The organism is Algoriphagus sp. 4150, assembly GCF_031457395.1.
In the GTDB taxonomy this organism is placed as follows: Bacteria; Bacteroidota; Bacteroidia; order Cytophagales; family Cyclobacteriaceae; genus Algoriphagus.
Genome location: NZ_JAVDWS010000001.1, coordinates 94,718 through 107,800 on the forward strand (window position 1 = coordinate 94,718; position 13,083 = coordinate 107,800).

Annotated in this window: 10 protein-coding genes; 4 read left to right on the forward strand and 6 right to left on the reverse strand. The window is 41.9% G+C overall.

Going from position 1 to position 13,083, the window contains the following annotated elements; all coding sequences use genetic code 11:
- Window positions 1–15: 15 nt before the first annotated feature.
- The 5 genes from J2X69_RS00400 to purH all read right to left on the reverse strand — a co-directional run bounded on the left by J2X69_RS00400 (window position 16) and on the right by purH (window position 6,321).
- On the reverse strand, window positions 16–996 hold the full coding sequence (locus J2X69_RS00400) for a M28 family peptidase (protein ID WP_310096713.1): 981 nt from the start codon (window positions 994–996) through the stop codon (window positions 16–18).
- Entirely contained in the window at window positions 986–2,476 is a 1,491-nt protein-coding gene (gene cysS / locus J2X69_RS00405; protein ID WP_310096715.1) for a cysteine--tRNA ligase, read from the reverse strand. Before cysS ends, J2X69_RS00400 begins: the two co-directional genes overlap by 11 nt.
- 527 nt (window positions 2,477–3,003) lie before the next feature.
- Window positions 3,004–3,768, reverse strand: coding sequence for an ATP-binding protein (locus J2X69_RS00410; RefSeq protein ID WP_310096717.1), 765 nt, complete (start codon window positions 3,766–3,768; stop codon window positions 3,004–3,006).
- Between the two features lie 14 nt (window positions 3,769–3,782).
- Window positions 3,783–4,322, reverse strand: coding sequence for an ATP-binding protein (locus tag J2X69_RS00415; RefSeq protein ID WP_310096719.1), 540 nt, complete (start codon window positions 4,320–4,322; stop codon window positions 3,783–3,785).
- Window positions 4,323–4,794: 472 nt separating this feature from the next.
- Window positions 4,795–6,321, reverse strand: a complete 1,527-nt coding sequence (purH, locus tag J2X69_RS00420) for a bifunctional phosphoribosylaminoimidazolecarboxamide formyltransferase/IMP cyclohydrolase (protein WP_310096721.1) — start codon at window positions 6,319–6,321, stop codon at window positions 4,795–4,797.
- 177 nt (window positions 6,322–6,498) lie between these two features.
- Between purH and J2X69_RS00425 the strand changes: the two genes are divergently transcribed.
- From J2X69_RS00425 to J2X69_RS00440, 4 genes are all read left to right on the forward strand, one after another.
- Window positions 6,499–6,735, forward strand: a complete 237-nt coding sequence (locus J2X69_RS00425; protein WP_310096722.1) for a hypothetical protein — start codon at window positions 6,499–6,501, stop codon at window positions 6,733–6,735.
- 261 nt (window positions 6,736–6,996) lie between these two features.
- Window positions 6,997–7,539 (forward strand): hypothetical protein, encoded by a 543-nt coding sequence (locus J2X69_RS00430; RefSeq protein WP_310096724.1) that lies wholly within the window; start codon window positions 6,997–6,999, stop codon window positions 7,537–7,539.
- Window positions 7,540–7,856: 317 nt separating this feature from the next.
- Window positions 7,857–10,133 (forward strand): glycosyltransferase family 4 protein, encoded by a 2,277-nt coding sequence (locus tag J2X69_RS00435; RefSeq protein WP_310096726.1) that lies wholly within the window; start codon window positions 7,857–7,859, stop codon window positions 10,131–10,133.
- Window positions 10,130–11,143, forward strand: coding sequence for a glycosyltransferase family 4 protein (locus J2X69_RS00440; protein WP_310096728.1), 1,014 nt, complete (start codon window positions 10,130–10,132; stop codon window positions 11,141–11,143). Before J2X69_RS00435 ends, J2X69_RS00440 begins: the two co-directional genes overlap by 4 nt.
- A gap of 4 nt (window positions 11,144–11,147) precedes the next feature.
- Here J2X69_RS00440 and J2X69_RS00445 read toward each other — a convergent pair whose 3' ends face one another.
- Window positions 11,148–12,608 (reverse strand): glycoside hydrolase family 130 protein, encoded by a 1,461-nt coding sequence (locus J2X69_RS00445; protein ID WP_310096730.1) that lies wholly within the window; start codon window positions 12,606–12,608, stop codon window positions 11,148–11,150.
- Between the last annotated feature and the right edge of the window lie 475 nt (window positions 12,609–13,083).

Below are 13,083 nucleotides of genomic sequence, written 5' to 3' on the forward strand. Positions count from 1 at the left end.
GGAAAGATAAGCTTTTTACTCTTGGTAAACAGTAAATAGAACAGTTTCTCCCACAGCCTGTAAGGTTCTGCGGTCAATAATGTCCATATTGTCACTGTGCTTGTGATGATACTGGGAAAAACCAAAATCAGGAGAAAACTCAATGATATCTATCATCGGGATCTTTGCATATTCATTTACAAAGGCATGATCATCCATAATCTCAGGAGCATCTTTATAGATGAAGAAGTCTCCCTGACCGATTTGGGCGGCATTATCCCAGACTTTTTTGAGAATCCCCGAGGCATATTGACGGGAATATCCCTCTCTGTAGAATCGTGCTCCTTTGGCTCCGACCAGATCTACCAATATGCCATAATAGGCAGAATAGTTTGGCTTATGCTTGTTTTTGGACCAATGCTGAGAACCCAGGCACCACCAGATTTGACTGTTGTCACGGGAAGTGGCTGTTTCAGGTTCTCCATCATCTTCACCGTCAAATAGAATGATGTCAATCCCTACATCAGGTTTTAGCTCCTGAGAACCGATTACACGGGCGATTTCCAGCAACACACCAACCCCGCTGGCACCGTCATTGGCCCCATCGATAGGCTCATCTATTCGTTCAGTGTCTTTGTCAGCAATTCTTCGGGTATCCCAGTGAGCTGCCAGCAGTATTCTTTTGGTGGCTTGAGGATTGTAGGAAGCAATAATATTACTCAAATTCCAAGTAAGGCCATCATAGGTTTTAGCTTCGAAATCCTGTGTTTCCACTGCAAATCCGTACCCTTCAAACTTAGCCAAAAGCCAGTTTTTGGTTGCTTTATGTGCTTCCGTTTCCGGTACTCGGGGACCAAAATCTACCTGCTTCTGCACAAAAGCATAAGCTGAATCGGGGTTGAAAGTAGGGTAGGGCTTTACAGGTTTCTTTTCAACCTGTGTATCGGTAGAGTTTTCTGAACCTCCACACGCCCAAACCAATGCCAACAGCGCAATAAGCCATATTCTATTCTTCATATGCCCAGTCAATTTTATCTTTCATGTCTTTCACTACAAATCCCATTGCCTTCAACCCCGCTCTGATGTCATCCACTTTGGCATAGTCCCGGGCTGTTTTTGCCTCAGCATACAATTGCAGTAGTAAATCCAGCATCTCGTTTTGAGTATCTGACTTTTCTTCTATCAATCCCAAGATATCAGAAACGAAAGTGCCGAAGGCCTCGATTAATTTATTGAAAACGGTCTCACCGAAAACAGCAGGGTTTAATTGGCCCGTGTACATGGAGTTGATTTTCTTCAGCAAGTTAAACACATGCCCTATAGCTTGAGCAGTGTTGAAGTCATCGTCCATTGCCCGATAAGCATTGGCGATGATTTGCTCCACTTGCTTGATTTGCTCTTCGTCTTGAGCTGCCTCGCCTGCCTCGAACTTCAGCAACTTGGAAATTCTCAGCCCATTGATCAGTTTTTTATACCCTTTCTGTGCCGCTTGAAGCGCTTCATTGGAGAAGTCCAGCGTAGAGCGGTAATGTGCCGTTAGGATGAAGTAACGGATCGTCATCGGACTATAGGCCTGATCCAGAAGTTTATGGTCTCCCGTGAAAAGCTCCTGCAAGTTGATGAAGTTACCCAGCGACTTACCCATCTTCTGTCCGTTGATGGTGATCATATTATTGTGCATCCAGTACTTGGCAGGGTCCTGATGATTGCAGGCGTTTCCCTGTGCGATTTCACATTCGTGATGGGGGAAAAGTAGATCCATTCCACCGCCGTGTATGTCAAATTGCTTGCCGAGGTACTTGGAACTCATAGCTGTACATTCCAAATGCCAACCCGGAAACCCAACTCCCCAAGGGGAATCCCATTTCATCAAATGCTCCGGTGAAGCATTTTTCCAAAGCGCAAAATCTACCGGATTTCGCTTTTCATCCTGTCCATCCAATGTGCGGCTTCCGCTCATTAGATTTTCCAGATCACGGCCCGAAAGCTTGCCATACTGGCTGGTTTCGTTGTATTTCAACACATCAAAATAGACCGAACCATTGATTTCATAGGCCAATCCCTCTTTCAGAATGGCTTCCACCAAGGCAATCTGCTCAGGAATATGGCCGGTGGCACGTGGTTCTATGCTCGGTTTCCAGGTATTCAAGAGTGCCATATCTCTATGGTAGCTGTCCGTATATTGCTGGGCAACTTCCATAGGTTCCAGCTGCTCTAGCTTGGCTTTTTTTGCGATTTTATCTTCTCCTTCATCGGCATCTCCCTGCAGGTGTCCCACATCGGTGATATTTCTTACATAGCGAACCCTGAAACCCAAGTGCGTCAGGTAACGGTTTACCGTGTCAAAAGTGATGGCTGGGCGTGCATGGCCCAGATGGGCATCTCCATAGACTGTCGGTCCACAGACATACATGCCTACGAAAGGCGGATTTATGGGTTGAAACTCTTCTTTCCTGCGGGAAAGCGTATTGTAAAGTTTAAGATTATGCGATTTCATTTATAGAATCAAGATTCAAGTATCAAGAAGCAAGAACGGAAAAAGCCCGAAATTGATTCAGGCTGCAAAATAGGGGATTCGGATGGGGAAATGAAAGGGAATGGAAAAGATGTATTTATTTAAAATGCACTGACTTTTCAGGAATTTTCAATTACGAATTGGATCGATGAATATTTCAGCATTTATTTCATTTAGTTTATAAGTCCAGCTGATCTCAATAATTGCAAAAATTACGCTAGAGGTTCAAATTTGGCAATTCCCTCCGCCGCGGCAAAGAGCCGGGTCCTGGCACAACGACTGTCATGGGCAGATTTTTAGGCAAGAACCGATAATTCCGGTAGGTGCAATCATACGGATACAGATATTGGTTTTCGATGCAAACCTACCATGGGATCTAGATCAATAAAATATGGATTTGCTCGGGTGGATACGTTTGTTTCCGCTCTAACTTCACCATTTCGATTAAAATTTTTATATGCTTTGATTTATCGGACATTTATCGGACATATTATGGGTTTATCGGACATTTATCGGGGGAAAACATACATCGTTGATTTTTTCTCACCCTTTTTAATAAGTAGCTTTTTTTCAACCAAATCTAATAAATCTCTTCTTGCCGTTTTATCAGTTATATTATATTGAGCCACATATTCAGAATTAACAATTTCTCCTTTTACTTTAAAAAGTAAAAGAGCATTTAATTGTCGTTCGTTTAAGTCTAATGCCTCCAAATATTGTTGATTATAGATATCCTTCTTAAACTCCACCCAAAATCCCGAACTCCTGTAATAAAAAGATGGTTCCGGCAAGTCCATTTCCAAACATTGTTCGGTCATTTTTGAAATTCCACGTCCCCAAGATTCAATGTAGCCGCTTCGGAATAGGGCTGTGGCAATATCCGGGTTGTAGGGTTTGGATGAGTGTTTTTCCAAAAGGGTTTCAATAGTCCAATCTTCCGGTAATTGACCTTCATTCCAAATCATTAGTTTGTCTTTGTAAACGCTGATTTGGATGGGAACACCACCTGAATAATCTTTATGAGCTATTGCATTTAACAAAGCTTCTCTAACGGCCTCCCGGGGGTATTCAAAAGTTTCGATACGGTGGATGCCGTCATAACTGATGTAAGCCTTGAAATACTTTGAAAATAGTATTTCCATAGTCTTTTCTATTTGTTCAAAGAGATTGCCGTGTACCTCATCTTGAAACCGCAAATCACTGTCTGATTCAAAATACCCGATTTTGATATAAGCACCCGTTACAAATTTTTCTGGATTGGGATGAAATACCAAAAGTGCTGCCCGCTTTAGGTATATGTTTTCTTTGAGTTGTAGGTTTTCAACGAGTTGTTCGTTGCTGTCTTTAAGGCTATCTTGGGCAAGACGTTGGCTTCTGATGCCTCTTTTCTTGAAAAGTCAAACGTTTCTTGTTTCAAATCTTTTACAGAAACATTGGGGATAGGCACACCATCCCATTTTTTGCCTTTCTTTTGGAGCATAAATTTGTCCAATGCTGTACCTTTCAATTCCTGTTTAGTACTGCCACTTCGGAAATGATATTGTCCTTTGTAATTTACAGGATAGGGATAGGCTTCAACAACGATTTCGATGAAATTCCCATTCTTGGTTTCGTGTAAGTTCACATCCGCCAAAACGCCCAAAACATCCCGTACTTTATTCGGGATGTCTTCCAATAACTTGTTTGCCTTTTCAAGGCCTACTACATTTCCATTGTCATCTTTTCCTATAAAAATAGTTCCACCACTGGCATTGGCAAAACCGCATATCCATTTAAGGTATTCATCCCGCCAGTTGGCTTTGTATTCTATGTTTTGTGTTTCAGGCATTCGCAGTTATTTAAGCGAATTTATGTTACGAATTCTAAAAAGTTATTAAAATATTATGATTATCCGCAATGATGCCAGTAGCTATATTTTCATTGCTTTACCGGAAGGAAGATAGGAGACCGAAGAAGGAAGAGACCTTAGCGCTAGTGTTTTCCGAATCCTATGATGCTTTTATTGTTTTACTGGCAGAAAAGCGGATATACATATAAAATATTCACAAGTAATTTCCAGTACTGATACACAGGGATTACAAGCTGCGATATTTTAAAGTTCCTAGTAAGACGCTATTCAAGAAACGAACTCTTTCGGAGAGTAAAATACAAAAGCATTTATGTACTCAGATGATTTTGCATAGCTCGTGAAGAAAATCTCTACTGCATGGTAGCTGTACATGTAATAAAAAAGACCTTCGAAGGTTTAAATTCCGAAGGTCCTGAATCTTGATACTTATGTCTAGCTTCTTGCTACTTCCTTAATGTTTAAAGTGTCTTACACCCGTCATCACCATGGCGATGCCGTTTTCGTCACAATAATCCACGCTCAACTGATCTTTGATAGATCCTCCCGGCTGTACTACAGCAGTGATTCCAGCCTTGTGGGCGATCTCCACACAGTCAGGGAATGGGAAGAATGCGTCTGATGCCATTACAGCTCCTTTCAAGTTAAAGCCAAAAGCCTTTGCCTTTTCGATTGCCTGTAGTAATGCATCCACTCGGGAAGTTTGACCTACACCGCTAGAGAATAACTGGTTCTCGTTAGAGAGGATGATGGTGTTTGACTTGGTGTGTTTACAGATTTTTGCTGCGAAGACCAGCGCATCCTTTTCAGCTTCAGTTGGGGCCTTTTTAGTGGCAACAGTAAAGTCTGCTTTTGTTTCAGTGGCCAAATCTTTGTCCTGTTCGATCACACCGTTCAGCAAGGTCTTGATCATTTTGGTGCCGGGAAGATCCATTTTTTGCTTAAGCAGAATTCTGTTTTTCTTGCCTTTCAATACTTCCAAAGCTTCTCCCGTGAAATCAGGAGCAATCAGCACCTCGAAAAATAAGGAATGCATTTCTTCAGCCGCATCCTTATCCACAGTTTGGTTGGTTACCAGCACCCCACCGAAAGCAGAAGTTGTATCAGCGTCGAAGGCTTTTTGATAAGCTTCTTTTACTGTAGAAGCCAGAGCTACTCCGCAGGCATTGGTATGTTTTAGAATTGCAAAAGCTGTTTCCCCTTTGAATTCTGCGATCAAATTCACGGCGGCATCCACATCTACCAAGTTGTTGTAGGAAAGTTCTTTTCCGTTCAACTGATCAAAAAGATCATCCATATTTCCGTAGAAATGGGCGTTTTGGTGCGGGTTTTCTCCATAGCGAAGTGCCTTAGCTTTGGTTTCAGAAACTTTCAGCGCCGGAATATTTTCTTCTCTATTGAAGTAGTTGAAGATATGCGTGTCGTAATTGGACGACACTTGGAATGCCTGAGCAGCAAAGTAACGACGGTCAGCAAGTGTGGTAGCTCCATCCTGCTCGGACAGTTTTTGCTCCAGTTCTATGTACTGATCTTTGGAGGCGATGATGGTCACATCTTTGAAGTTCTTAGCCGCTGCACGGATCAACGAAATTCCTCCTATATCGATTTTCTCAATAATATCAGCTTCAGAAGCTCCGGAAGCCACGGTTTCTTCAAATGGATACAGGTCTACGATCACCAAATCAATCGCAGGAATATCATACTCTCCAGCCTGGGCCACATCTCCCTCATGGTCTCTTCTATAAAGAATACCGCCGAAAATCTTTGGGTGAAGAGTCTTCACTCTGCCTCCGAAGATGGAAGGGTAGCTGGTCAGCTCTTCTACAGGAATTACTTGCGCTCCCTGTTCCTCAATAAAATTCTGGGTTCCCCCGGTAGAATAGATCTTCACCCCGTGTTTTTTCAACAGAGCGATAATAGGTTCGAGATTGTCTTTATAATAGACAGAGATAAGGGCAGATTGAATTTTTTTTGTAGCCATCGGGCAATGGATTTGTTTGATTTCTTTAGGAAAGCTTAGTCCGCTCCAGCGGAGTGCAAAGGTAGGAAAAAAGGTCGAAATGGGGTTGGAATCCGATAATGAGAATTTAAAGGGGATTCTCAGGATCAACACAGCAAAAAGTGAAGATTTTGTAGGCAGAAAACTTTTCAAAGGTTTATGCTGCCGGTAGCCCTAGTCAGGCTTGGACTGGAAGTGGCTATCAAGGATGTGTGTGTTTCCTTGGTCATGCAGGGAGTGGAGATCGAATTCCAGATTTCGTTCATTCTCAAAATAGATAAAAATGGCCAAATAGAGATTGCTGAAGAGTACTCACTGAAGGAAATGATTTTACCAAACAATGCACTTTTTGAAATTTGCGGGGATTTCTATGAAAAGCATGACTTAATTGATTAGAAAAATCATATAATTGAAAGCAAAACCGGAAGGTTAGGCAGTGATCTCAAACCGACCGGATCTCGGTTTTCATTCCTTTATACCAATGCCTCCAAGCCGAATCCGGGAGATGCGAGCGGTAAGTTTACCGATGCGCTGTTTTCAACCTTGAAATTGTAGCAGGATTTTTTCAAATCCGCCGAGACAAATTGGAAAAGCTATTAAATTGCAACGAAATTTAATTAATTATGAAATCTTAAATACCTAACAAAAATCTACACTATGAAAAAGACAATTTTTGTAATTCTGGCCGTTTTTGCGGCGACTGTTGCTTATGCGCAACAACCTTTTCAAGAAGGAACTACCATGGCGAATCTCGGCATAGGAGTAGGTACCAGTTTAAATGGCCTTGGCAATGCCCGACCGACGATAAGTATTGCTGTGGACCACGGTTTTTGGGATGTGGGTGGTCCAGGAGTGATCAGTCTGGGAGGCTATGTGGGTAATACAGGCTATAAGTACAGCGGAATGGGCTATACTTCCAAGTGGAACTACATGGTGGTAGGTGTACGTGGAGCTTACCATTACAATGGATTTCCCTCTGTTCCGGAATTAGATCTTTATGGAGGGCTGATGTTGGCCTACAATTTTGTGAACTATTCCTTCGATGGGAGTGGAACCCCGATTTCAAATAGCTATGGAAGTGGTCTTGGATTGACAGGCTTTGTGGGAGCACGCTACTTCTTTACCGACAATTTCGGTGCATTTGCCGAGCTGGGTTATGGAGTCTCTGCTTTGAATGTAGGGGTGACATTTAAGTTTTAATCTGAGAATTTAGTTCAAAAAATCCAACTTATAATCCTGTAAATAAGCTCTTTACAGGATTGTGAGTTGGATTTTTACTTTTTGGTAAATGTGGGATTTATGTAAGTCTCTTGCCGTTTTATGTAACGGAACACCTAAGTGACTTTTATACCTTTGTTGCTTGTCAATTCATCAGTTGATTGATATAGGGAGTAAATGACAATTTTTTGACTCCACCATCAAACACGGTGAAAATTGATTTTATATCAAGCTCAAACACAGCATAGTCTGCTGAAAATCCACTTTGGAATTTCGGACTAGTGCTTTAACAAGTTAAAATGAAACTAGCATACATAGGTACTTATCCTCCCCGGGAGTGCGGAATAGGCACATTTACCCAAAATCTGACCAAATCTATGTTGGGTGCGGATAAATTGGGAGTTCAAAACAACGAGGTTGTGGTTGTTGCTATGAATGACAGCGATCAAAAATACTCCTATCCACCTGAGGTGAAACTTCAGATCAGACAGGAGCAGCAGAGCGATTACCTGGAGGCAGCAAATTTTATCAATCTAAGCGGTTCAGATGTTTGTATTATAGAGCATGAGTTTGGGATTTTTGGAGGATTGAGTGGAGTTTATGTCTTACCGTTTTTGCATCGCCTGGATATACCTTGTATCGTAACGCTTCATACAATTCTGGAGACACCTTCTTATAACGAGAAGGCAATCCTTAAGGAAATCTGTAAAATGGCTGATAAAGTGGTAGTAATGAGCCATAAAGCCATACTTTTTTTGACGACAATTTATGATGTGGCACAGGAGAAAATTGTTTTGATAGAGCATGGGGTTCCGGATATCCATTTTGACAGAACTGAGTCAAAAAAGGACTTTAAACTGACCAAGAAAAACGTAATTCTCACATTTGGTTTTATCGGACGAAACAAAGGGATTGAAACTGTCATTCAGGCCTTGCCGGAAGTTATTAAAAGTCATCCTGATGCACTTTACATCGTGTTGGGCAAAACCCATCCTAATGTACTGAGACATGCTGGCGAGGAGTACCGCACCTACTTGCAGTTACTTATCAAAAACCTCAACCTTCAGTCTCATGTGCTGATGCTTAATGAGTTTATCGGTGAGGTTGAGCTATTTAAGTATTTGAGTGCCTGTGATATTTACATCACCCCTTATCTCAACGAAGCCCAAATTACCAGCGGAACTCTTTCTTATGCCATGGGCGCAGGATGTGCTGTGGTTTCCACTCCTTATTGGCATGCTGCAGAATTACTTACGGAAGATAGGGGAAGACTTTTTGATTTTGGTGATATAGGGGGGCTGGCCTCGACATTGAATCATTTATTTGATCATCCCGAAACGTTACAGCAGATTCAGTCCAATGCCTATGAGTATGGAAAAAACGTTACCTGGCCAAAGATCGGCAAAAAGTACTTACACCTTTGCAACAGCTTGCTTTCCTTTCCAAAGCAGCCGGTTGACAAAAAGGAAACCGTGATAGATCTGCTGCTGTTGCCCCCATTTTCTCTGGCACACATCAAACGGCTTACTGACGATACCGGAATTATCCAACATGCAAAATTTGGAATTCCCAATCTGAAGGAGGGTTATTGTCTGGATGATAATGCACGTGCGCTGCTGATGGTTTTGATGACCTATAAGCAGAAAAAAGATGAAATGGCACTGGATTTTATGCCCATCTATCTGAGTTACATCCACTACATGCAAAACAAAGACGGGAGCTTTAGGAATTTCCTGAGTTTCAACCGCAATTTTTTGGACGAAGTGGGGTCTGAAGATTCTTTTGGAAGAACGATCTGGGCCTTGGGATATTTGATAGGCAATGCTCCAAACGATGCTTACTATCAAACGGGCAAACTTGTGTTTTTTGATGCGCTGCCCAATTTTGACAAACTGAAATCCATACGAAGTATTGCCAATACAATTATTGGGATATGTTATTACTTAAAAACCAATTCTTCAGACGAACCCATGATGGGCGTATTGAAGAACTTGACAGATAAGCTAATTGAGCAGTATAATTTACACCATTCTGAGAATTGGAAGTGGTTTGAGTTATTGCTCGCGTATGACAACGGAATATTGCCTCTGGCACTGTTGCATTCCGCACAAATTATCCCGGATCCGGAGGTTATTAAAGTTGCTATGGCAACCATGGAGTTCCTCGAAGAACATACCTTAAAAGACGGCACACTTTCGGTGATAGGAAATGATAAATGGTTTGCCAAAGATGGAGAACGTTCCTTTTTTGCCCAACAGCCTATCGATGCCATGGCAATGGTGTTGATGTTCCATCAGGCCTTTTTACTTACAGGCAAAAAGGAATATCTCAACAAACTCTTCGATTCCTTTATGTGGTTTTTGGGCGAAAATGATTTGCGTATGAGTCTTTACGATTATGAGACCAAGGGCTGTTGTGACGGTTTTGAAAACTATGGAATCAATCGTAACCAGGGAGCTGAAAGTTCGCTGGCCTACCTTATATCCCATTTGACGGTACTCCAAGCCTATGAGGAATTTTATCAGGCTGATCCGGTAAAAACCTGGGAGAAAGAGCCTTCATTCCAAGAGCTGTGAGAATTGCTGTTTTATCTCCTATAGCTTGGAGAACGCCCCCTGAAAGCTACGGGCCTTGGGAACAAGTGGCATCCACCATTACTGAAGCCTTGGTGAAAAAGGAGCACGAAGTAAGTCTTTTTGCAAGTGGAGACTCAATTACCGCTGCAAAGTTGGAAGCAGCCTGTGAATTGCCTTACGAAATGGATCGCTCCTGCGATCCTAAAGTTATGGAGTGCTTGCACATCAGTAATTTGATGGAGCAGGCGGATGATTTTGACATCATCCATAATCATTTTGATTTTCTCCCGCTTACCTATTCCAAGCTGATCAAAACACCAATGATTACGACCATTCACGGCTTTTCTTCTCCTAAAATCATCCCGGTATACAAAAAATACAATGCTTCATCAGCCTATATTTCAATTTCAAATGCCGATAGAAGTAGTGAATTAACCTATTTGGACACCATTTATCATGGCGTAGATCCGTCACTATTTACCTTCCAAGACACCAAGGAAGAATATTTACTGTATTTCGGTAGAATACATCCGGAGAAAGGCTTGGATAAAGCGATTGCCATAGCTGAAAAAGCCAATATGCCTCTAAAAATTGCCGGTCTCATTCAGGATGAGCATTATTTTAAAACACAGATTGAACCACATATAAATGGAGTTTCAATCCAATATTTGGGTAATCTGGGCAAGGAAGACAGGGATTTGGTCTTGGGAGCCGCCAAGGCATTACTTCATCCTATCTCGTTTGAAGAGCCCTTCGGATTAAGTGTTCTGGAGGCGATGATGTGTGGCACCCCGGTTATTGCATTTTCACGGGGCAGTATGCCCGAGTTAATAGCTGACGGTGTTTCCGGCTATTTGGTACACTCTGTGCCAGAAGCGGTGGAAGCAGTGAATCGGCTTGACCGGCTTAGCCCTGAAATGTGCAGAACTCATGCAGTGAAGAATTTCAGCAGGGACCGTATGATACAATCCTACGAAGATGCTTATGAAAGAGTAGTGGAAGCAGGATAGAAAATCAGTTTATCAATGCGGCAAAAAGCTCTTCCATGGCTACTACGGCATAGGTAGAGGAATAATCCGAAACAGCATAGGGGAGGATAAGGCTATTATTATGGATTATAGATCCACAGGAATAGACTACATTGGGGACATAGCCATTTCGCTCCTCTTCCAGTGGCATCAGTAAGGGTTCTTCTAACCTACCGATTTCTTTAGAAGGATCATCCAGATCAAAAAGAGAAGCTCCAATACAATAGCGTCTCATAGGTCCTACTCCGTGCGTGATGATCAGCCATCCTTTTTCGGTCCAAAGCGGTGATCCACAATTGCCGATTTGGGTAAATTCCCAAGTGAATTTAGGTTCCTGTATAAGTTGGGGATTATTCCAGAGGGTAGTTCGATCCGAATACATCAGGTAGTTATTTACCCCGTCAACTCTGGAAAGCATGGCATATTTTCCGTTTATCTTCTTGGGAAAAAGTGCCAGGTTTTTCCCCTGGGCACCATTGCCATGCAGGGGCATGATACGAAATGTGTAGAAATCATCCGTTGAGATCAGTTTGGGTAAAATGGTATGTCCATTATATGCGGTGTATGTAGCATATACTTTGGTTGATCCATCGTCTTCAACAAATCTTACAAAGCGCGCATCTTCGATTCCGTTGCTTTCAGATTCGGAGATCGGGAATATCACACGTTCAGTGAGGTCAGAATCCTTGTGAAACTGAATGTCGTAAAATGAATCCACCAGCCAGGTAATTTCCTCGAAAGCTACACGCTGACTAGCTGAGAGTTCTTGGTCTTGAAGTAAATTGCTGATCGCATTTTTCAGCACATAGTACTCGAACCGATCGGGAAGACTGTCCATAATACTCTTGGTGTATTCTTCTTCAATATGCATTTCCTTGAGCCTCTTAATAAACCTCTTCTTATTGTAGAGCTGTTTGTGAGAGATCTCTGCCTTGTCGATATAGTCTCCGATTTTATATAGATGCAGGTTGTTATTCGCATCCAGGATAGCTCTTCTGAATACTAAGGAAGAAATATGCCCTTCACCGGTTGCTCTAAAGGAAATGATAACCCGTGTTTCCCCCTGTTCTAGATAGGATTGATCAAAATCCGCAATTATAGAAGGGTTGAAAAATGCAGCTGACTCCAACGAAAACTCCATCGTACAATAGGAACCGATAAGCATTCTTTGCTCATTGGACAGGGAATTATATGTGATTCCCATGCTTTCAATAATCCCTCTGATATTTTCGCAATGCTTATAAAAGAGACGCGAAATATTCCGGTGTCGGCTGGCAAATTCCCTCAGGGTCTGTTCCAAGGCTTGATTCACCTGAGTTTCCGTCAATAAGAATATGCGGCTTAGTAAATTACGGGTCCGCAGATCTCCGTTTATAAAATAACGTGCGACTACCCGGCTGGAGTCAGGCAGGAAGTTTACACTTTTTCGTTGTACTGAAACTCTCATGAAGTGGAATTTACTACTGTTGTGTAGTGAAGAATGGAATTAGAACTTTTCTATTTGGCCGGGATAGGAGTACTTGATCTTGCAAACCTCATTCTTAGGCTAATATGGGAAAGATCAAAATTGGATGGATCCAAAGTTCCTAAAACTAAAGTAGGATTTGTTATACAATACTGACAGCATATTACATATATCTCACATTCTGAAATGTTCTGATGAAATCGAGTATAATCCTAATCCATCCTTACCGCAAACAGTCCCTTGTCCCATGGGGCGATTTTTCGGATTATCTTTAATCCTTACCCCTGATCTGTTCCCCAGTACAGCCCCCCTTTTGCTTGCTCCCACTTTATTTACAAATCAGTACAAAAAATGTCTAATAATGCATTTTTGTGACAAAATCATCCACTTTAATAACTAATTTCATTACATAAGTAAATGTATATCCACAATCAAGCATGTGCCAAATTCGGGGTGA